Raw genomic sequence first — 21,114 nt, 5'->3', positions numbered from 1 at the left:
TAAGAAATTATTCGCTAACCGCATTGATGAATCTCATTAATTCGATGATGACCAAATTTAAGAAGGCCGGTATTTTTTGTTATACCGGCCGCCTATTCTATTGGTTTAAAAACTAATATGCACCAAAATCTGCAAGATGAGAATAGAAGAAATCACCCCAGGAACTTGTCGATTCTATTTTAAGGTATTGGGTGTTAACGGAGGCATTCAGATCGACATTGATCCAGGAACCAGCAACTTTGCTCAGCTGCGTCGTTTTGATTAATGTCCAGCTTACACTATTTGTACTTGAGTAAATATTGACATCTTTCATCGCTCCATTTAAATTGTCGCGGTTACGGAAAGCAACTCCTTTCACGGTGCGTAATGCCCCCATATTGATGGAGAAGAAGTGAGGCTGCGGAGTTTGAGTGGACGACCAGGGCGTATGCCACACTGTACTTCTATTCATATCCAATACATTGCTCGCCGGTGATCCAGGCTCGTTACTATCGCTAGCGACAATTGACCAACCTGTTGTCGGTAAAAGTTTATAGGTAACAACCTTGGATAAATCGGGTACATTGTTAACGAAGTTATAAGCGTACCCTAAGGTTGTACGGCTTCCATTGGCATGGAGAAACCCTATTCTCATTTCGTAATTCCCTGTCAGATCATAAAAATCAGCTAATGGACACTCGAATCGAAAGCTATCCTGGCCAATTATTTTTGTGGCCCATTGTACGGCATCATAATCGTTGTTTACGCCAAAAGGCTCTCTATCATGCCAGACAACAATGTCATTGACCGGTTTTGTTGTCGTAAATTTCCCGGAAATGATAATCTTGTTGTTCACAAAGCTTGATGACAAGGATGTAATTTCTGCAGAAGCGGATGCATACCAGTCACTTCTTACCACAGTGCTAAATACTTGGCTATTGTTAAATGTTGCTGCTGTGGTACTGGTCAATGAGGTTGTGGAGATTCCATAGGTTGAATTGCCTGAACCCATTAAAGCCGTACCTAAAGTTGGTGCTAATGTTTTGTTCATCCTATTGTGACTGGCATTTAATCCGTGGCCCAGTTCGTGGATCATTCCACCGATCCACACAGTTGCTTTCCATCCAATATCGCCGCCTATTCCTAAGTTTTTAGCGTCCAGATTTACATAATCTAAGGCGTAGCAGCTGGTGCCTGTACCATAGAACGGCGGGCCTCCAGGATTAGCTGGATCTGTATTATACGTTGGAATAATAATTAGATTGTGCTCGCTTTTTTTTCCTGACGGATTTTGGTTAAAATAGCTGTCCACTTCTGCCTTCACTGCTCCGCTACCCCCTGAATATGGATAAGTAGCTTTGCCGTATTTTCCGGCGATGTAATGGATATTAATCAAACTGTCATTGAGTAGATCCAATCCGAAAGATTTTCTTCCGAAGCCTTCGCGATCCATATTATTTGCAAACATATTTTGAGCATCTAAGAGGATCTTGCTAAGACGCTTTCTGAAATTGGGAATGGAGTCAACATCATTTGGAACAAAATAGATGACATTCAGCTTATAGGGATTACTGCTCCATTCATTGGTTACCGAAGTTGTTGCTGCGTTTGCCTTTAGATTTCCTACACTTTCTTCGGTGTTAACCAAGGTCTTGTTGCAGGATGCAACCCCTAGTGCGAGGGTTGCAAGCATTAAATTTAAAAGTTTTCTTATAATGGTTTATATTGTGTATCAATAAATATAAATAAGGTTCTTTTATGGTGTGTAAAAAAAATAAACTTTTATCATAATTAGTTTAGTCAATCGATTGATTAATCAGCTTTGGAAATTGTTTTGTAACATTTTAATTCGTTTGGGTAGGAAATCATTAAGAATTAATAGGAAATGGACGATCTTTAACCGATGGTGTACTTGGCTTTCATCGTGGTCTTATTACATTTGATTGCATGAATAATTAAATCGTATGGAAAAAATCAAAAAACTGATATTACTGTTGGGCCAGCAGTTTTAGCTATGCAAAAAATGGAGAGAACAATTAAATTGACAGTATTTTTGCCCTATGACCAAGATCTGGTGTGGCGTGCATTGACGGAAGCAGACCTGCTTGGGGCTTGGTTTATGCCAAACGACATCGAAACCGAGACAGGACATTATTTTACGTTTAGGATGAAAGCCCAGAAGGGCTGGGATGGTATTACGAATTGCGAAATTATTTCGGCAATACCCAAGCAATATCTTGCGTATAGCTACCGGGGTGAAGCTACTGGTGAGAAAGCATTGGCCTGTGCCGGAATTCATTCGGATAAGGCAGATAAACTAACGAAAGGAATCTTCACAAAATTGGATACAGTGTTGAGCTTTTCATTAGAACCAACCTGTAGTGGGACTCTTTTTTTGAAAGTGAAACAGTCCGGTTATAAAGGCATTAAGCTGGTTTTGATCAGTTTTATTATGGAAATGGGCTGGAAAAAGCAGTTGCACAAAAAGTTACCCCATCTCTTGCAAAAGCTCAAAGCAGAGCTATAGAAACAATGATTAGTCCAATTTCTTTCTGAGCCATGTACGGACAGGTTCGTCATACCATTTCAAGCTGACATAGGCCAGTGCAATACTCGTCAGCAAAATCAATAGGGCATAAGGCAAGGCTGTCACTAGCGTCACATCCTTGTTATTGCTGATCCAGGCAACATAAAAATAGACCAAAGGATAGTGTACGAGGTATAGCGGGTAGGAGATGTCACCCAAAAACTTGCAGAGCTTATTTTCTATTCTGCTACTTGATATGTTACTTGTTCCCAAGTAAACAATCAAGGGAAATACAATGATAATGCATACAGACTCATATATCCCGTTCAACCAAAGCTGATCTGCTCCGCCTATACGAGGCATATACAACACAATGGCGATTAAAATACTGCAGTATAAAAATGCATGTCGGATACGGCTGGGATTGGTTATTCTGGATAGCAAAAGGCCCGCAAAAAAGGGATACATGGCGCGGGTGATTCCTATCCGCACTTGCTCAACATTTAACGTCCAGCCACCACTAACATCACCATTGGGACTTGTAATCGCCAAATGCGCGAGCGCCACAGCTGCGATAATGACCAAAATGCTTAAAGCTGTTTTGGATAATTTACGAATACCGATAGCATAGAGAATATTGGCAATATATTCAAAAAACAATGACCAGCCAACACTATTGAGCGGGTGCATTTCCTGCCAACCACGAATATCCAAAGAGAGGGGGACGGGGAGAATCGTATAACCGATGAGCATTACGAGAAGCATTTTCCAAATCGGGACGGTATGAATAAGTGGCCAGATGGTGGAATCGGTAAAGTAGAAGCCTATCGCGCCAAGAGTCATACCCAGTATAACCATGGGCTGAAGGCGTTCAATACGGCGTTTAAAGAAAGTGCCAATCGACATTGTACGCCAGCGATCATCATAAGCATAACCGATTACAAAGCCAGATAAAAGAAAGAAAAAGTCAACTGCCAAATAGCCATGGTTTACCAAGATATCGAGGTGACCTGTTGCCAATGGCTCGGTGAGATGAAAGGTGACAACGATAATCGCCGCCAATCCTCGTAGTCCGTCTAAAATGGGATAGTGTGGTTTTGTAGAAAGGTTTTTATTATTCATGGCTTCTGATTGTATTTCGAAGATGTCGATGGACTTGCTAATTGTTTATACATGTTATCGAATGAATGGGTGAAAATAGTGAAATAACACATTTGATTTTGATAATATTGTATCAAAATCCCGATGGTTAGTCTCATTTTGCTGTGACGCAGATTCGTTTATACGGATTCACTATTCTTGTTACTGGTCTATACCGCTAGCCAGCTTATTTTCTTGTCGATGAAGTATCGCGGTATTCAATACTCCAAATTTTTATATCTTGCTGTCCGATTCACAGAGGTTTTCTTTAATCGCTATACGCAATTAAACCACGTTGTTTATTACTACATGCAATGTCAAGGATGTCATCGATCAAGGTCCAGCACTTATTCTGCTCGTTTATGTAAATATGGGGCTAAATTGCTAAACGCCCGGGTAGACAGCAGCGTTATTAATATGGTTAGCTCGATCCCTTTTTGATGGCTGCCACACTTGGCTGACAATAAATAGCTAAGGAGGCATTAAAACTGATACATTCTAATACCAATTGGGAGGTAATAACAGTTTTCAATCATTTTTTAGACAGTGATTAGTCAGTATTTGTTCAGTTCCCACTGAGTAAGCACTGAACGAGCACTGAACAATCACTGAACAAGCACTGTACTAAATTAGAATCTGATCACTCTTTGATCCTCATTTACTGCAATTAAAGATCAAACAAAAAAAAGGAAAAGGAACTACGCTTCTGTGACAAAAAAAACTGTTTCGCGGTAATAGTTTATTTAGGTATAGAGATAAAGCGAAATGATCTTTTGACATCTTTCAAAGCATCTAAAACTGGAATGTTTTAACGTTGACTACTTACATTTTTAAAACTAATCCATATACATTTAGAATTATCGGCTGTTGGATATGGAAATATCATTATAGGAAGTATTTTGAACGGAATTAAAGAATTAAAGTCATTGCGTGAAAATAAATGACATCATTAAATCGAAGTAGGATAACCTGATAAACAAATTCCACATTGATAATTATGTGGATCATACCGAAAGTTTGGGGGGTAAAGTTTTTAAGCATACAGTTTCATTACTCTATATAAGAAGAATGTGGTGTCTCTTACGCCCCGAAAGACACTCCTGAAAGCTTTGAGCTTTGCATTGAAAGATTCTGCTGAAGCATTGGTGCTTCTGTTGTCGAAGTAATGTAGGATATATTGATGATGTGCCGCAATGGATCTTGCTACGCTCTCAAAAGAGGCGATGCCCGCATTCTCAACCTGATTATGCCACAGTCCCAGCTTGGTAAATGCTATCTTTTTGTCCCTGCATTTATTGAATATGTCACCCAGGGCAATTCCAAGGTCATAAGCGAGCTTTAGTTTGGGAAACCGTATGAACAACTGTTCAGCTCGTTATTTCTGGTTTTCGGACCATCGGCCTGGATGCTTGAACAAGAGGTGTCTGGATCTAGCCAGTAACTGTTTGAGCGTGTCTCCATTAGGCAACAACTCGGGTTCATATGGGGTTCCCTGCTTTCTAGAATAGGCCATCTTCTTGCTTTCTGCATCCAATACTTCCCAACGATACCTGATACGGAGTTCCTGCACTGCATCGTAAGCTAACTTTTGGACATGGAACCGATCGACCACACGCCTGGCATTCCTGAAACATCTACGGATTGCCTTAGCCATGTTCGGTGCCATATCCATGGTCACCTCCTTTACCTTATTCCTTGAACGTAAAGGTATTCGCTCAAGAACAGTCATGATATCCTCAGCCTTTGTGCCCCTGATAGTTGCCAGAATCGTCCCTTTACGCCCTTTTGCCGATTTACTGCTAACAATGGTATATAATTCACCGTTGCTAAAACTGGTCTCATCGATGCTCAAGCGTTCGGAGATATTCCCGGGGAAAAGAGTCCATCGCTCTGCATGTGGCTTTTGGCCCCAATCATGGAAGTCACTGAGATGGTTCTTGTATTGATCCTGAAGTTGCTTGCCGTCCATCTGGAAGAATAATCCTACCAATTGGGCACTTACAGGATAGTTATCCAAATATCTTCTTTAAAAAAAGCCCGAATTCAGTTGTCATTCGGGTACCTTCACGGACCAGGTTCCAATCTCTTGTGATAATCTGTCCCGTATCTAAGACTGTCCAGCGACGGCGGCGGATATGTAATGTGACTTTCTGACCTCTAATGGGAAAGTCGGAAATCTCTGTAGAAGGCATAAAGCCCTTTGACTCCAGCTTGCTGTTCTCATAGCCTGTTGGAGAAATATTAAGCTCATCTAAATAAATGTGGAGTTGATTGTCAACCTGATCGACTTCTAAAATCTGAAAGTATTCTAAAAGCCCTTCGGGCATCAATAGCGATAGTAATTTACGTTCGGCGTCTTGCAAGGGATATCTGTATTAAAAATGCTAAACTAGGAAATTTTTGATATTCCCCCAAGAAGTCTACTTGATCCGTTTAATGCAGAATGATCTGATTGATTTTTGTTATTAACACAAAAAAAAGCCAATCTTGCGATTAGCTCTTCTCAGTGATCCCGCTGGGATTCGAACCCAGGACCCATACATTAAAAGTGTATTGCTCTACCAGCTGAGCTACGGAATCTTACTTCTTTATTTTGAACTGTCGTTCCTTGTTTGAAGTGATGCAAAAGTAGGGCTTTAATCCTGTTCCTGCAAATAATTTTGGCTTAAAATCATGCTTTGAGGTTTAATAAGCTGATTTTAAGCCAAAAAAATTAACCATTTTCCAATTCCATGATTTCTTCCGCCAGCTGTTCCCAACTCTCCTGAAATTGCGTCAATAATGCCTTCGCTGAGTTGTAAGAGCGTGTAGTTTCCTGTAACTTAGTCGCATCCGAATACACTGCTTCGTCGGCAAGTTTTGATTCTAAATTTTTAACTAAAATTTCTTGCTCTTCAATTTTTTGTTCAAAAGACGTTAGCTCCTTATTTTTTTTACTCAACAAACGTGTTTTATCTTCCGTAAGTGGTTGCTTTTCTTTCTTTACTTTGGGTTCTTCCTTGATTTTTTTCTCCGTTTTTACGTCCGCCTTTACGACGCGTTTTGCAGCCCATTCTTCATACTCCTGATAGGTACCTGGGTATTCCTTGATCTGTTTGTCTTCAATGTACCAGATTTTGTTTGCTACATTGTCTAAGAAATAACGATCGTGGGAGACAACGATAAATGTACCTTCGTATTGCTGCAAGGCCTGGATCAGAATGTTGACAGACTGCATATCCAAGTGGTTGGTAGGCTCATCGAGCGCTAAGAAGTTCGCGTCCGCGGTTAATGCTTTTGCAAGGGCCACACGCGATTTCTCACCTCCGGAGAGTACTTTGATCTTTTTGAATGCATCATCACCAGTGAATAGAAAACATCCAAGGATCGAGCGCAATTCAGTCTCTGTATGCTTCGGTGCAAAAGTTTGTAACTCGGCAAGGATGGAATTTTCCAGGTGCAGCGCTTCCAGCTGGTGTTGCGCAAAAAATGTCTGCGAAACATTGTGTCCCTGTTCTGCTTTTCCTTCAAACTGGTGATCCGCATTGGCCACGATACGTAAGAGAGTAGATTTACCTTTACCATTGGCACCAATTAGGGCTATTTTATCACCCTTTTCTATAATGGCTGAAGTATTTTTTAGGATCTCCAGGTTAGGGTATGACTTGGAAATATTTTCCAATGTCACGACGTGGCGCCCCGAAGGTTTTGAAAATTTAAAGCTGAAGTTTACCGTAGGATTGTCATCGTCTACATCGTCAATTCTCTCCAAGCGATCTAATGCTTTGATGCGCGACTGCGCCATTTTGGCTTTAGAAGCCTTGGCGCGGAAACGCTCGATAAGGCGTTCTTCCTGTTTTATCTTGGCTTGCTGGTTTTTGAATTGATTGGCCTGCAATTCATTCCGTAGTTCCTTCTCTTCAAGATAAAAACTGTAGTTACCTGCATAAAGTGTTAATTTTCCTTTACGTGATTCTACGGTTTTCTTGATGATGCGGTCAAGAAAATATCGATCGTGGGAAACAATCACAATGGCGCCATCAAATGCTTGCAGATAGTTCTCCAGCCATTTGATGGAAGGTAAGTCCATGTGGTTGGTCGGTTCATCCAATAACAGAATATCTGGAGTTTGCAATAAGATACGGGCAAGCATAACCCGCATACGCCATCCTCCGGAGAAAGTGGCCAATGGTCTTTTCTGTTCTTCTTCGGAAAAACCTAAACCGGCAAGGATTTCATGGGCCTTAAATTCGATGTTATAACCATCTAAAGCCTCAAATTCTACTTGTTTATCACTTAGTTTATTCAGGATTTCATCTGAATAATCTGTTTCTAGTTTGTGGAGTAAGTCCTCGATTTCAGCATGTAATTGATTTTGGCGCTCAAAAGCTTCCATGGCAACATGCAAAATGCTTTTGTCAGAATGGTACGACAATAAGTCCTGGTTTAAATAACCAATCTTAAGGTCCTTCGCCATGGAAATCGTTCCTGATGTGGGCGTATATTGACCGACAATAAGGCGAAGTAAAGTCGATTTACCTGTACCATTGGCACCGATCAAGCCAACTTTATCTCCTGGTTTGATATGCCAGTTTGCTTCGTCATATAAAGCGCGAGATCCTATTTCAAATGTTAAATTATTTATTGATATCATTTCAACTGCAAAAGTACAAAAGTAATGAATATTTCTTCCTCTTTGAGTAACTTTGCGATTATGTATAAATTAGTCAAACCTATATTCTTTACAATGAATCCGGAGACGGCTCACCATAAAGTGACCGGTGGATTGAATGTTTTCTCAAAAATTTGGGGCGCCAAACAATTATTGAATGCTTTTTTTACCGTGGAAGATCCACGTTTGGAACGCGAAGTCTTTGGATTGAAGTTTAAAAATCCGGTGGGCCTTGCTGCTGGCTTTGATAAAAATGCGGAATATATTGCGGATATGACTAATTTGGGATTTGGTTTTATCGAAATTGGAACGGTAACTCCTAAGCCGCAACCGGGCAACGATAAACCCAGGATGTTCCGCCTTGTTCCCGATGAAGCGTTGATCAATAGAATGGGATTTAATAATCAGGGGGCAGATGTTGCCGCTACAAGATTGAAAAATCTAAAGGATCGAAAAGGATTGTTAATAGGGGGAAATATTGGTAAGAATAAGGTGACACCCAATGAAGAAGCTGTCAATGATTATATTTATTGCTTCAATGCATTGTTTGACTACGTGGATTATTTTGTTGTTAATGTGAGTTCTCCGAATACACCGGGCTTACGGGATTTACAGGAAAAGGAGCCTTTAAAACATATATTGAATACTTTACAAAGCCTCAATATCGCAAAATCGGCTCCGAAGCCCATCTTGCTTAAAATAGCGCCCGATTTGACGGATAGTCAATTGGATGATATTGTCGAGATCGTTTTGGAAACTCAAATTGCAGGTGTTATCGCAACGAATACGACGATTTCAAGAGAAGGCTTACAGAGCCAACAGGAGCTGATCAATGAAGCGGGTGGTGTAAGTGGACGTCCTTTGACCAAACGTTCAACGGAAGTGATTCGCTACTTAAGTGAAAAATCCAACAAGGCATTTCCGATCATCGGTGTAGGGGGGATTCATTCGGCGAAAGATGCCATTGAGAAGTTAGATGCTGGAGCCAGTCTCATTCAAGTTTATACCGGTTTTATCTACGAAGGCCCAGGCTTGATCGCAAAGATTTGTAAAGGTATTCTTCAAACTGGAAGATAAGGATTAGTATGGCCGTTGATTTTGATCTGAAAGATTTCTTGGATAAGAAAGTTGATGAATATAATCAACCTGGTTTTATTCCAAATGATCCCATATCGATTCCCCATCAATTTTCCCGGAAGCAGGATATTGAGATCATGGGATTTTTGGCTTCCATCATGGCTTGGGGACAAAGAAAGACGATTATCAATAAATGTAATGAACTGGTGGCTCGTATGGATGGTTCGCCATACGATTATATTGTAAATCACCAAGAACAGGATTTAAAGACCTTGCTGGGATTTAAGCACCGTACCTTCAATGATACCGACATTCTTTATTTTGTTTCTTTTTTTAAGCATCACTATGCGCATTTCGAATCTTTGGAGGATGCTTTTCTCGTAGGACAGGAGAACAGGGAAGAGGTCGACCTAGAAATGGCATTGAATGCCTTTAAAACCTATTTCTTTTCCTTACCTGATTATCCTGTTCGCACGCGGAAGCACATTAGTAGTCCAGCACAGAAGTCAACCGTCAAGCGGATCAATATGTTTTTACGCTGGATGGTCAGAAAAGATACAAAAGGTGTAGATTTTGGTATTTGGCACCGCCTGTCCCCAAAAGATCTCATCTGTCCCTGTGATGTCCATGTCGAGCGTGTTGCCCGCAAATTTGGTCTAATTACGCTGGATAAAGTGAATTGGAAAACAGCCCAGGAATTAACAGCCAATCTGCGTTTACTGGATCCGCTGGATCCGGTCAAATATGATTTTGCGTTATTTGGATTAGGCGTTGAAGGGGAAATGTAAAATTAATGCATGAAGAAAAAAAAGCGTCCTTGCCAATTATAATTGGCAAGGACGCTTTTTTTATGCCGCCACCTATCCTAAGATGATGATGAGGTAGCAAACTTATGCGAGCCTATCGATCTTGATCAGAAGGTCAACCAAACGATTGGAATAACCAAATTCATTGTCATACCAGCCCACAACTTTGACCAGACCGCCCACCACCGAGGTTAACTGCGCATCAAATACACATGAATAGGGGTTATTGATGATATCTACCGAAACGATAGGGTCTTCTGTATAAAATAATACGTTTTTTAATTCGTCTTCTGCAGCAGCTTTGAATGCTTTATTGATTTCCTCTACAGTGGTTTCTTTCTCGAGCGTACAGGTAAAGTCCGTCAATGAACCGTTGAGTACGGGGACACGTATCCCGGCTCCGCCAAGCTTATTCCGCAGATGCGGAAAAACATTGGTAATCGCTTTAGCGGCACCAGTAGTTGTTGGAATGATCGCCGACGATGCTGCCCGCGCTCTCCTTAAATCTTTATGTGGTGCGTCGTGAAGATTCTGGTCTCCCGTCATGGAATGAACCGTGGTAATATAGCCATCTCTGATGCCCCAATTTTCATCCAATATTTTAACGAGGGGAGCAACATTGTTTGTTGTACAGGAGGCATTGGATAAAATCGAAGCAGATAGATCAATGACACTGTCATTAATGCCCAATACCACTGTTGAAATGTCTTTATCTTGTGCCGGGGCGGAGATAATCACTTTTTTTGCACCAGCTTCCAGGTGGAGAGCCGCTTTGTCACGACTGGTGAAATACCCTGTAGATTCGATGACAATATCAATTTGAAGCTCCTGCCAAGACAGTGCTGCAGGATCTTTTTCATTGGTAACCAAGATGGAAAGACCATTGACAATAATATGTTTTTCATCGTGTGTCACGGTGCCAGGAAAAGGACCATGTACAGAATCGTATTTAAATAGGTGGGCTAAGGTCTTCGTATCTGTCAGGTCATTGATGGCAATGACCTGCAGTTCATCGAAAGCCTCCCGTAAAAAGATATTACGTAGTGTATTCCGACCGATGCGTCCGAATCCATTGATTGCTATGTTTAGCATTTCAGATTATTTATGAAATTGGCTTATTGCTTCGTTAATATTTTTTTCACCTTCCCAATGTGCTTTTAGTTTTCCGTCCGCACCATAGACGTAATTTGCGGGAAATTGTGAAGGTACGTGGATGGTCTGTATAAACGTTTGGTCTTTATCAATCAATACCTCTACGTTGGATGCTTTGGATAGTTTAGGTGCAAAGGTGTCAAAAAAACCTAGTACTAAGGCCGGATCATTCATGGAAATATAATAAATATTGACGTCTTTTATACGATCAATATTCTTTTCAAGCTCCGTAGCTTCATGTTGGCAATGACTACACCCGGGATCAAATAGAATAAAAACGGTATTCTTGTCTTTAGCAACGTTTTCCTGCGTAACACGGATGCCCGAACGAAGCTGATAAAATGTGAAATTAGGAAGAATGGCTGCAGGGTCGGAAGATTGCTTTGGCGCAGCTTGACTAGGATCGTGGTCTGCATGATCATGACCTGCATGATCATGGCTGTCAGCACTGGCTTCCTGCGTAGTATTTGCAGTTTGATCTGTTTTCGGTTTGTTGTTGTTGCATGAGGAAAGAATGCCGGCGGCCAATAACGCTGTCACTCCTAAGATTATCTTTTTATTCATAGAATACGTTTGCTTTTAAATCAGTTTTCGTGATTTTATCGTTTTAATGTTTATGCTTAATACATCGTCAATTTTTACGTAGAAAGTATTGAAGAATGTATTATACTAATGATCAAAACTATGAAAAAAAAGGGATTCTTAATCGTAGAAATTCATTTATGACAGTATACTGGATATTAATGCATGTTGTGATCAAAACAATTTAACCTGTTGCAGTTCCTTTATTCTATGATGTCAGGACCGTCATGCGTAGACTTTGAGTCTGTCAATGAGGTAGATTGAATAATTTCTGGCGTACTTCTTCCAAATTCAATGCTATACACTTTCAATAATACACCCACACAAGATAGGATTAGTGGACCGAAGATCAATCCCAGCATACCAAATAGGTTTAATCCCAGCAAAACACCGAATACCGTTATTAAGGGATGAACGTCACCCAACTTTTTCAATATGGTAAATCGAAGTACATTATCAATACTACCAATAATAATGATACCATATAAGGCAAGACCTATTGCATTTCCGGACTGTCCATTCGCCAGTAGAAAAAGCGCTGCCGGTAGATACACCACCATGGTTCCCAAAATTGGGATTATAGTGGAAACTGCGGTAAGAATTCCCAGAAAGATCGGGCTCTCTAAGCCAAAGAACCAATAACCAAGCCCCGCTACAATACCTTGGCATATAGCCAAAATCGGGATGCCGATTGCATTGGATTTTACCATCATATCAAACTCTTTCCACAACTCGGCTTTACTGGTTTGGGTGAAAGGGATCGCTTGATAAATGGTTTGTTCTAGTTTTTTGCTGCTAACCAACATAAAATACAACACAAATAGCGCTACCAGTATATTGACACCAACTTCCGCAACGGAATTCAGAATATTGGGTATAAATTTAGCTGCTTTTTGAAGCGTTCCCATTAAGGCGGTATCAGAAAGATCGATATTGCTTAAATAGGGGCTATCTTTAAAGTACGTTTTGATCGAGTCAAACTTGTGCATCAGATCGTCTTTGTTGCTAATGACTTCTGTTACCTGAGGTACCATGTAGTTGATTAACAGATAGAGTGGCCCTACCAAGAATATGATAGTCAATAATATCAATAAAATACTGGCGAAAGATTTATTCCATTTTTTTTCTTCAGTCAACTTAAAATTGATTTTTCTAAAAAGAATATATAAGGTAACTGCTCCCAGAAAACCGGGGAGGTAGTAGAATAAGCTTGTAAAGATCAATATACATATCGCCAATATGATGACGATTAGCATGATTTGATTGATGGAATTATTGTTGATTTGTTTGTACTTCATATAGCTGACAAATATACTGTCTATCGATTGTTATTTATCGTATGACAATATTTTTTTGGAAAAAGTTTTGTCTGGTTAAAATAAACTTTCTTTTTTATAATTTCAATGTTTTATTGTATTTCTTTTTTCTGCCCTAAAGCCAATTGTGAAGTTCTGGTTCCCAGTGATTAGCAATCATGTTGTTTTGCTAAATTTTGATAGCTTTATACGCTATGCTGTACCTAGACTTTCCTTAACCTAGGCACTAATCGTGCGTAGTAAACATAGTCTGTTTACGTTTACATGGAGGGCCAACATCATTCACGTTAGTATGGAAGATGGAAATCTGCTTAATTTTAGTTTTGATTCTGCGGCATTAAAACCTCCCTTAAGATCGTTAGTATATCGTATTGTTTGACAAAAAGCATGGATTGTACCGTCCTTGTTTGACTGGTTTCTTTAGCTGAAAAGGCCGTGCTGCTTACTGTTTTGGTCGCCTTATGAAAAAAAGGATGAGACCCTTTTCCTTTTTTATTGTTTGAAAATAAGCCCATAATCTTTTGTTTTTGTTGGTTATAGCGATCAGGCTCGTTCAGCGGAACCGCTATAACTAATATACAAAATAAAACGGAATTAATTGATAAAAATTTGACTGCCACGCTCTTCATCCTTTTCTATTGAAAGGGATACTGGAATACGTTCTTTGAGCTCTTCAACATGTGAAATAATACCGACGATGCGGTTTTCCTTGTGTAAATCTAATAGGGTTTCGAAAACAATATTAACAGAAGTGATATCTTGTGTTCCAAAGCCTTCATCGATAAAAAAGAAGTTTCTGGCCGCACGCGAATTAGACTGTACACTTTCTGCTAAGGCCAAAGCCAGACTTAGGGATACCTGAAATGCCTGTCCACCGGATAGTGTTTTTACACTGCGACTTTTTCCCTCATTCAAATAATCGATAATTTCAAATTCATTGTTGTCATTCAGCTGCAGGCTAAGTTGATTGCGGGTCATGCGATGGAAACGAATGTTCGCATGATCACACAGCTGCCGTAAATAAATCGAAGAAACATATTGCACAAAGCCCGCACCTTTAAATAGATTAAAAAGTTGTTTCAAATTATCGTGGCGTAAACTTAGTTTGATCTGTTGTTGCTGGAGATTTTCCTTTTTAGCATAGGCGATTCTTAGCTGATCGCGCTCTTGTTGAAGTCGGGCAACATTTTCTGTGCTTGCTTTCAATTCTTGGGCGCTCTCATCCAGGATTTTTTCCTGCGCGAGAAATTGGTTTTCGTCATATACCTGGTCGACGAGTTTCTTTTCCAACTGACTGATCTGTGCCTTCACCGTTTCAAATTGAATCTGAAATTGCTCCAGCTCTTGTCGGATCTGTATGACAGACAAATTCTCCGCGAGTATTTGCCGAATCTCTTCCAACGTTTCAAAGGGTGACGCCTCAAGTAGCTGTTGGAGCGTGACATCGGCCTCTTGACTTTCACGTTCGATATGTCCGAGCTGTTCAACAATGGTCTGTACCAAGCTGTTTTGGGCTGCAAATTGACTGTTTAACTCATTTAATCGTTCGTTTAAAGCAATGTAGTCGCGCTCAATCTCAAGATTCGATCTTTTCAGTGCAGTATATTCCTGTTCGACTGCTTTGGACTCCCGCATTTTATAGTCGGACCAGCGCAGCGTTTTTAGATTCCCCATATTTTGATTAATCTGGGCCTGTTTGCTTGCTTCATCACGTTCAAATTGATGCAGTGCTTTATTGTATTTCTCCAGCTTTTCCTCAACGGAGGCGAGTGTAGCTTGATGTTCGCCAAGTTGTTGCTCCACTTTTGCTAGTTGCGTTTCGATCCGGGCAAGCTCCTGCTTATTTGATGTGTAGCTGGATTCATCCGTAGGACTATAACCGGCCCATGTAAATTGTTGGGCATGCGCAATTTTGTTACGGGCATTCAGCTGTATTTTCGTATGTAGATCTTGTTGCTGATCATTTAGTGACTGCAAACGTAGCTGAAGTTTCTCGACCTGAAATTGCTGATCCTGTTGGTGCTTAAGGTTCTCATTTATCTCAGTAATCAATTTCTCATTAGCGGCAACCTGGTGAGAAATATCCTGTCCTTGATTGATGGCGGGATGTTCCAAAGCTCCACATAGTGGGCACGGGGAGCCTGCTTTAAGGTTTTCTGCATATTGGGTCAGCCTTTGCTGCAGGAGAAGATGAGATTTTTCATCTTGGAGTGCTTGAAGTTTTTGCTCGAGGGCATTGACGACAAGAGGATGATTGGATCGGAATTCTTCGAGATCAGGATGGAAGGCATGGAGTTCATTCTTCAGTATGGCTATGCTTTTTTCTAAATCAATGGCCTGTTTGTTCAGGTCGTCTTCCTGCTGCTGGATGCTCTGCTGCTTGGTATACCACTGACCCAGCTCCATGAGTTCTTGAGATGAGGGTTTTGCTCGCTTTAGGCTGACGATTTGAATTTCTGTCTCCTGAATTCTGGCTTTACAATGTCGTTGTTGATCTTTCGTTTCCTGCACAAAATTGTGTCCCTTCTGCGCCCGATCCTGTAAACTCTTGATTTCATTTGAAAACGTAATCAATTGGCTTATCAATTCCAGGTCCAATTCCTGAATACGACGCTGTGGTAGCAGCTCATATTGTGATTTCAACAGATTTAGACTTGAGGAATGCTCCTGGATCAGCTGTTGAATTTCGGCCTGTCTCTGCTTTTCGGTTTCTACTCTTTTCTGTGTAATTAGGCCTTCCGCCGCTAATTTTTCCTTGGTTTTAAGAATATGTAGAAAGTTGGTTTGCGCTTCCTCAAAGCGATTTAACTTTAACCGTAAAGTTTCTTTTTCATCTTTTTGTTCTAGCAATTGCTGAAAGAGTGCTTTCACTGTTCGGAGTTCTAAGAAATCCTCTTTGAGTTTTTTGAGGCTTAAGAACCTTTCATGATGCGCCTTGTACGACGACTCAAGGACGACAAAGGACTCGACTGCCAGTTGGAGATTTGTTTCGGTCGTTTCTATCAGTTCGGTTGTGACCTCATCAAATCCGATTAATTGACCGTTGAGGTGATCCAGTTCGGACTGATTTTTTTTATAGAGGTTGGAAACTTTATCCTGCAAGTCGAATCGATGCAGCTGAAAAATTTCTTTCATCATATCCGTGCGTTCCTTGGCTCCGAGTTCTATAAACTCTTTAAACTGTCCTTGAGGAATGATGATTGTCCGCTTGAAGTTCTCATAGCTTAATCCGATGATATGCTGCGTATTGCTGCTTTCTAGTGGAACCCATGCTTCATTGATTTTTTCGTAGAGTACAACCGTGGGCGATTTCACATCATCGAAATTTTTGGAATTGCGTTTAAATTCGCGGGTAATTCTAAATGTACGGTCTTCAAAGTTGACGAAATCAAGCTCAATATAAGATCGGTTAGACTTTAGATTCATCATGTTATAAGCGCGCTTATCCCGTGCATTCAGGCGTTCTGTTTCCCCAAATAAGGCGTAGGTAATTGCTTCCAATATCGATGATTTGCCGGAACCCACAGCACCGAAGATACCAAAAAGACCTGCTTGAGAAAGCGCAGTGAAATCGATCGTCTGACGTTCTTGATATGAGTATATCCCTTCTAGAGTTAACTTTAATGGAATCATGGATTATGAGTTTAGGATTTCGCGAAAAAGATCGAGGATGTCATCATTGGGTGCCTGGTTGCCGTTCTTGGATTTAAAATAATCGTTGAATAAAGTCGACATGTCTTGTGTAAGATTAATTTCTTTGGCTTCAAGCAGCTCTTGCTCATCCTGCTTAACGAGCGGAATGAGGTAGATTATTCCCGAATGGCTCTGATAGATTCGCTTGCGGTCCTCGGCTTTTAAGAAGGTCTCCGATTTCAGCGTGAGCTCCACCAATGCATTGGGGTTTTCAGACAACCAAGATATACACTGCTCAATATCGTCGAATGATTTTCGGACCAGCGGTTTGCCCTGAGTCAATGGAATGCGCTCGACAATTGCTTGTTCGCCGGCCGATACATTCACCAGCGCAACGTATTTAGTTTGCCCAGCCTCCGAAAAGCTATAACATAGGGGCGAAGATGCATAAATTACCGGTTTCTCAGCCGAACCGATATTTTTATAACCATGGATATGCCCTAATGCCGTGTATTGGACCTGCGTCGGGATGGCCTCTGAATAGATTAAGTCTGCATTACCAATTTTGACCGGTTTTTCGCCATCTGGCTCCTCTAAAAGTGGACTGCCCAATTTATTCATGTAAAGATGTGCCGTCAATATATTGACGCCTTTATCATCGCAATAGGTATTGGCTATTTTTTGCCAATTTGCCGCTAACACTTCATTCAATTTACTTTCTTTCTCTTCGCCTAGATACTGTTTTAAGCGTATTTCATTGGCATAGGCTGTGTGAAGAATACGAATCGGGTCGTCAAATTGCGGCAAGCTTAATTCGATGAAGCCTGTATCTGACTGTAACACGGTGAAACCCTCTGTTGCGAAAGGAGTGACCACAGCATGAGGATGCCCGATTAAGATGATCCCCGACGCTCTTGCCAAAGGATCGGGTGCATCAATCAAATGAGGTGAATCGTGATTGCCTGCGATTGCTATTACAGGGCGCATGCCATTCTTTGTAAGACGCTTGATGGTTCGGTAAAATAACTCAATGGCTTCCACACCTGGATTGAAGGCATCGAACAGATCTCCTGCGATGATCACCAGATCCACGTTTTCCCGATCTGCGATATGAACGATTTCGTCCATGACCAGTACTTGTTCATCTATCCGGGAAAAACTGTCCAATCTTTTTCCTAAATGCCAATCGGCGGTATGCAATATTTTCATGTGAGAGCTTGGATATTTTGCGACAATGTTACAAACTAAGATAATTTTGGCATGAAATGCAATTATAATTGGATGGAATCTTTCAAATGATCAATTTGTGCTAATAAGGAATGAGGCCTTTCTTTTCTTTGAATGGCTATGTTCCCGAAATCGAAGTGTTAAAACATGTTAAATGCATACCATAAAAGTCATTTAATTGTATTTTTAGTGCTCCAAAATTAAGCTAGATAGTCATAGACAAGAAGTATGCGAAAAATTTACCTGTATATCTGTTTTTTCTTTATGCTGTTGATGCGCGTAAATGCGCAGGAGATACACGCTATAAAAGGGGAGACTGCTTATCCCTTTCTATTGAAAGATGCTGCACCGGATTCATTGGAATCTGAAAAGCAGCCTGTGTTTGTGTTTTTGCACGGAAGAAGTTTGTCCGGGACAAATTTAGACCGTGTAAAGCGTTACGGTGTATTGTATGCCATCAATAAAGGGCAGGATGTACCTGGGATAATTGTTGCACCACAGTCCCGGGGAGGATGGGATCCAGACAAAGTGATCGAAATTGTTGACTATGTTATTGAACATTACAATGCCGACCCCGATCGTATTTACGTTTGCGGCATGAGTATGGGAGGCTATGGCACAATGGATGTGGCTGGCAAATATCCTGAAAGGGTGGCTGCTGCCGTTGCAATATGTGGTGGTGGATCGAGTCAGTATGCATCTAACCTGACGCAGGTGCCGATATGGCTTCATCATGGTACTGCTGATCGTGCTGTGCCAATTTCGGAATCCCGAAAAATTATGAATGCGATAAAAAGAGAGGATCCGGAAGCAAATGTGAGCTTAAATGTAATAAAAGGGGGCACACACGGAAGCGTGGAACGACTGTTTCATGACGATGCAATTTACAATTGGATGTTGAAATTTAAGAAAAAGCATAAATCTTAGCTTAACGTGAATGCGAAGGTGCTCTGTCGGACAGTGATTTACAACATAAAAAAGCCTGATGAAATATTTCTATCAGGCTTTTTTGTTGTTATCCTTCGTGATCAAAGGCGGACTGTCTTTTTTGAAATTGAGCCATTAATATATTAGGTTGATGGATCAAACGTGTTTTTGCGAGGTATTCGGAGTTGTCAGCGTAAATAAACAACAACGTTCCATCTTTGATTGTGTTAATGATTGGACCTGCAAACTCTCTTGGAACCGCGGGGCAGCCGTAGCTTTTGCCAAGTCTGCCTAAACTTGCTATTGTTCCTGTGCTACAGTAGTCGGCGCCATGCATCACAACATATCGTGCTTTTGCATTGTCATTTATCCCCTCTTCAAGACCATTTAAAACCAAAGAGTAGCCGTTCTCGCCATTGTAGGTGTTTTCTGTTGTAAAGAATCCTAAAGAACTTTTAAGTGATTCCTGTTGATTTGAAAAATTGACGGCATAGTTTTCACCGCTATTTTTTCCATGTGCGACCAGCGTGTTGAATAGTACTTTTTTGTGCGCAAGATCGAGTACCACAAGCCTCTTTTCCGTTGATGCCAATGAAAAATCGATGACGGTCATGATGTCCTTGTTGTGGATCGGAAGTTCTTTTCTGCCTTCCATTGCTTGACGAAACGCTTCGTATTTTAATACTTTGCCTAGATTCATTTCATCATACAATGAGTCAACTTCGGTATGTTGACGTTCGACATTGATACGATGAGTGCTGGTGGTTTGTTGATCTGTTGTTTTTAATTCTTCTTGTGAGGACAGTGCTGTATTAAGTGCCATCAAAAGAAACATAAACGTATTTCCCATTCTTCTCCCTTTTCTGTGTAGATGTTTACAAAATTAATGATTAAAGATAATACATGTTTGATTTACAGAATGTTAAATATTGTTAATCAATAACAATAACCAGCGAAGCGAGGTCTTTTGACCGTTTATAGACAAATTGGGCGTGAGATGACGCATTTCTGACGCACATATGGGACTTGGGTATTGTGCCCAGATTCTCACTATATTCAATGATGCTGCCGTTGGGATTGTTAACTGGAACCCCATGTATATAGGCCCCGGCGGTAAATCGGGTAGCATAGGGGGCGAATCCGGCATAAGTTTTGGTACCGTCTTCATAGTAAAACATCTTGGATTTGTGTTCCTGGACCACAAAGAGGCCTGTCGGTGTTTCCTGGGCATGGGGAGGTTTGTGCCGGCCACTCGTCACGGGGTTCATGCTTCGGACAAGCCATTCGCTACCGACCTTCTCCAAGGTGCAGATATTTTGGTTCTTCACATCGACAACATTGATAATGTTGAACTGTACGGTATCGCTAATGATGCGAAGATATCTTTTGGGTACGGTATATTTCCCTTCGAATGAAATACCCTCAATCGGAATCCGTGCGATGCTGTCGGGGCCTTGTACGCGAACGAGCCAGCCGTCGCGACCGTAACGAACGGCCTTCGCGCTGTTAAGATCGTAGAGGGGTGCCGCTTGATAGCGTTCGACATTGAAACTGTCGGACACGCGTTTATAAGAGTCCCGCTTATAATTCTGGATTGTTGGCGCTTCGCCCTTTTCATTTTGATAATTTTGTAGAACGCCGTACAGCGATGGAGACTGTTGAAAATTTTCGATAAAGGCCAGGCGTTCCTTGATTTTATCCCATTGAAAACCTCGCGTGGTATCTTTGTAGGGATAACTGTCCTCCAGGGTGTATTTGTTGTAAAGCAGCTCTTTTTTAAGAATAATATCATCAGCCGTAAATACTTTTTTCTTCTCAACCTGCTCTTTAGGAGGTGTAGGTTTTCGCTGTTCAGTTTGCTGATTGGTCTTTGTTGTGTTTTTCTTATCTTGCCGGCATCCCGGCAATAGAAACAACATGCTTAGTATGAAACAGGTTAATCTTCGATTCATATATGGATGTATAGATTGTCGTTTTATTCCTTAAACTTAGATAATTAGTTTATTATTTGCAATTTTATTGCAGTTGAAAGAAAAAGAATTACCGTTAAACCTTTAATATTCGTTTTGTGAACCCTAACAGATTTTCGAGGTTAGG

General features: G+C 40.8%; 16 protein-coding genes, 1 tRNA gene and 1 pseudogene. 4 read left to right on the top strand and 14 right to left on the bottom strand.

What is annotated here, in order from left to right:
• Positions 1 to 112: 112 nt before the first annotated feature.
• Positions 113 to 1,672 (bottom strand): discoidin domain-containing protein, encoded by a 1,560-nt coding sequence (locus tag B3H30_RS12590; protein ID WP_201639173.1) that lies wholly within the window; start codon positions 1,670 to 1,672, stop codon positions 113 to 115.
• Positions 1,673 to 2,002: 330 nt separating this feature from the next.
• On the opposite strand from B3H30_RS12590, the gene B3H30_RS12585 reads away from it, so the two are divergent.
• Positions 2,003 to 2,506, top strand: a complete 504-nt coding sequence (locus B3H30_RS12585; RefSeq protein ID WP_070569111.1) for an SRPBCC family protein — start codon at positions 2,003 to 2,005, stop codon at positions 2,504 to 2,506.
• A 9-nt stretch (positions 2,507 to 2,515) separates the two neighbouring features.
• Here the strand turns inward: B3H30_RS12585 and B3H30_RS12580 are convergent, their stop codons facing one another.
• From B3H30_RS12580 to B3H30_RS12560, 5 genes and pseudogenes are all read right to left on the bottom strand, one after another.
• Positions 2,516 to 3,628, bottom strand: coding sequence for an acyltransferase family protein (locus B3H30_RS12580; RefSeq protein ID WP_070569071.1), 1,113 nt, complete (start codon positions 3,626 to 3,628; stop codon positions 2,516 to 2,518).
• 1,051 nt (positions 3,629 to 4,679) lie between these two features.
• Positions 4,680 to 5,615, bottom strand: a pseudogene (locus B3H30_RS12575) (ISAon1 family transposase).
• A gap of 40 nt (positions 5,616 to 5,655) precedes the next feature.
• The gene (locus B3H30_RS12570; RefSeq protein ID WP_070569066.1) at positions 5,656 to 6,009 is read right to left on the bottom strand and encodes an ISAon1 family transposase N-terminal region protein; all 354 of its coding nucleotides are present in this window, start codon (positions 6,007 to 6,009) and stop codon (positions 5,656 to 5,658) included.
• Between the two features lie 144 nt (positions 6,010 to 6,153).
• Positions 6,154 to 6,226: transfer RNA gene (locus tag B3H30_RS12565), tRNA-Lys, on the bottom strand.
• 133 nt (positions 6,227 to 6,359) lie between these two features.
• Complete coding sequence (locus tag B3H30_RS12560; RefSeq protein WP_070568943.1) at positions 6,360 to 8,279, bottom strand: ABC-F family ATP-binding cassette domain-containing protein; 1,920 nt, start codon at positions 8,277 to 8,279, stop codon at positions 6,360 to 6,362.
• Positions 8,280 to 8,339: 60 nt separating this feature from the next.
• On the opposite strand from B3H30_RS12560, the gene B3H30_RS12555 reads away from it, so the two are divergent.
• Together B3H30_RS12555 and B3H30_RS12550 are read left to right on the top strand one after the other, a co-directional pair.
• Entirely contained in the window at positions 8,340 to 9,374 is a 1,035-nt protein-coding gene (locus tag B3H30_RS12555) for a quinone-dependent dihydroorotate dehydrogenase (RefSeq protein ID WP_070569103.1), read from the top strand.
• 8 nt (positions 9,375 to 9,382) lie between these two features.
• Positions 9,383 to 10,162 carry a TIGR02757 family protein gene (locus B3H30_RS12550; protein WP_172462523.1) on the top strand — a complete coding sequence of 260 codons (780 nt, stop codon included), beginning with the start codon at positions 9,383 to 9,385 and terminating at the stop codon, positions 10,160 to 10,162.
• Between the two features lie 102 nt (positions 10,163 to 10,264).
• On the opposite strand, the gene gap is transcribed toward B3H30_RS12550, so the two are convergent.
• The 6 genes from gap to B3H30_RS12520 form a co-directional block, all read right to left on the bottom strand.
• A complete protein-coding gene (gene gap, locus B3H30_RS12545) occupies positions 10,265 to 11,272 on the bottom strand; it encodes a type I glyceraldehyde-3-phosphate dehydrogenase (protein ID WP_070568938.1) in 1,008 nt (335 codons plus the stop codon).
• A gap of 6 nt (positions 11,273 to 11,278) precedes the next feature.
• Positions 11,279 to 11,896 (bottom strand): TlpA family protein disulfide reductase, encoded by a 618-nt coding sequence (locus B3H30_RS12540; protein WP_070568934.1) that lies wholly within the window; start codon positions 11,894 to 11,896, stop codon positions 11,279 to 11,281.
• 221 nt (positions 11,897 to 12,117) lie between these two features.
• Positions 12,118 to 13,212 carry an AI-2E family transporter gene (locus B3H30_RS12535; protein ID WP_070568932.1) on the bottom strand — a complete coding sequence of 365 codons (1,095 nt, stop codon included), beginning with the start codon at positions 13,210 to 13,212 and terminating at the stop codon, positions 12,118 to 12,120.
• A 335-nt stretch (positions 13,213 to 13,547) separates the two neighbouring features.
• Positions 13,548 to 13,745 (bottom strand): hypothetical protein, encoded by a 198-nt coding sequence (locus B3H30_RS12530; RefSeq protein WP_139145072.1) that lies wholly within the window; start codon positions 13,743 to 13,745, stop codon positions 13,548 to 13,550.
• A 79-nt stretch (positions 13,746 to 13,824) separates the two neighbouring features.
• Positions 13,825 to 16,863, bottom strand: coding sequence for an AAA family ATPase (locus B3H30_RS12525; RefSeq protein WP_070568927.1), 3,039 nt, complete (start codon positions 16,861 to 16,863; stop codon positions 13,825 to 13,827).
• Between the two features lie 3 nt (positions 16,864 to 16,866).
• Positions 16,867 to 18,072 carry a metallophosphoesterase family protein gene (locus B3H30_RS12520; protein ID WP_070568924.1) on the bottom strand — a complete coding sequence of 402 codons (1,206 nt, stop codon included), beginning with the start codon at positions 18,070 to 18,072 and terminating at the stop codon, positions 16,867 to 16,869.
• Between the two features lie 246 nt (positions 18,073 to 18,318).
• On the opposite strand from B3H30_RS12520, the gene B3H30_RS12515 reads away from it, so the two are divergent.
• The gene (locus tag B3H30_RS12515) at positions 18,319 to 19,017 is read left to right on the top strand and encodes a prolyl oligopeptidase family serine peptidase (RefSeq protein WP_053003619.1); all 699 of its coding nucleotides are present in this window, start codon (positions 18,319 to 18,321) and stop codon (positions 19,015 to 19,017) included.
• 88 nt (positions 19,018 to 19,105) lie between these two features.
• On the opposite strand, the gene B3H30_RS12510 is transcribed toward B3H30_RS12515, so the two are convergent.
• Together B3H30_RS12510 and B3H30_RS12505 are read right to left on the bottom strand one after the other, a co-directional pair.
• Entirely contained in the window at positions 19,106 to 19,867 is a 762-nt protein-coding gene (locus B3H30_RS12510; RefSeq protein ID WP_236586050.1) for a murein L,D-transpeptidase catalytic domain family protein, read from the bottom strand.
• Positions 19,868 to 19,949: 82 nt separating this feature from the next.
• Positions 19,950 to 20,969, bottom strand: a complete 1,020-nt coding sequence (locus B3H30_RS12505) for a L,D-transpeptidase (RefSeq protein WP_070568921.1) — start codon at positions 20,967 to 20,969, stop codon at positions 19,950 to 19,952.
• Positions 20,970 to 21,114: the final 145 nt, after the last annotated feature.

It is taken from the genome of Sphingobacterium sp. UBA7038, assembly GCF_002494055.1.
GTDB lineage: Bacteria > Bacteroidota > Bacteroidia > Sphingobacteriales > Sphingobacteriaceae > Sphingobacterium > Sphingobacterium multivorum.
The sequence above is the reverse complement of the archived record's forward strand: the minus strand, read 5'-3'. Positions and strand labels throughout refer to the sequence as shown.

Coding starts and splice junctions, on each gene's coding strand:
- B3H30_RS12590 (WP_201639173.1), bottom strand. CDS start 1,672: ATGCTTGCAACCCTCGCACTAGGGGTTGCATCCTGCAACAAGACCTTG.
- B3H30_RS12585 (WP_070569111.1), top strand. CDS start 2,003: ATGGAGAGAACAATTAAATTGACAGTATTTTTGCCCTATGACCAAGAT.
- B3H30_RS12580 (WP_070569071.1), bottom strand. CDS start 3,628: ATGAATAATAAAAACCTTTCTACAAAACCACACTATCCCATTTTAGAC.
- B3H30_RS12560 (WP_070568943.1), bottom strand. CDS start 8,279: ATGATATCAATAAATAATTTAACATTTGAAATAGGATCTCGCGCTTTA.
- B3H30_RS12555 (WP_070569103.1), top strand. CDS start 8,340: ATGTATAAATTAGTCAAACCTATATTCTTTACAATGAATCCGGAGACG.
- B3H30_RS12550 (WP_172462523.1), top strand. CDS start 9,383: ATGGCCGTTGATTTTGATCTGAAAGATTTCTTGGATAAGAAAGTTGAT.
- gap (WP_070568938.1), bottom strand. CDS start 11,272: ATGCTAAACATAGCAATCAATGGATTCGGACGCATCGGTCGGAATACA.
- B3H30_RS12540 (WP_070568934.1), bottom strand. CDS start 11,896: ATGAATAAAAAGATAATCTTAGGAGTGACAGCGTTATTGGCCGCCGGC.
- B3H30_RS12535 (WP_070568932.1), bottom strand. CDS start 13,212: ATGAAGTACAAACAAATCAACAATAATTCCATCAATCAAATCATGCTA.
- B3H30_RS12530 (WP_139145072.1), bottom strand. CDS start 13,745: ATGGGCTTATTTTCAAACAATAAAAAAGGAAAAGGGTCTCATCCTTTT.
- B3H30_RS12525 (WP_070568927.1), bottom strand. CDS start 16,863: ATGATTCCATTAAAGTTAACTCTAGAAGGGATATACTCATATCAAGAA.
- B3H30_RS12520 (WP_070568924.1), bottom strand. CDS start 18,072: ATGAAAATATTGCATACCGCCGATTGGCATTTAGGAAAAAGATTGGAC.
- B3H30_RS12515 (WP_053003619.1), top strand. CDS start 18,319: ATGCGAAAAATTTACCTGTATATCTGTTTTTTCTTTATGCTGTTGATG.
- B3H30_RS12510 (WP_236586050.1), bottom strand. CDS start 19,867: ATGGGAAATACGTTTATGTTTCTTTTGATGGCACTTAATACAGCACTG.
- B3H30_RS12505 (WP_070568921.1), bottom strand. CDS start 20,969: ATGAATCGAAGATTAACCTGTTTCATACTAAGCATGTTGTTTCTATTG.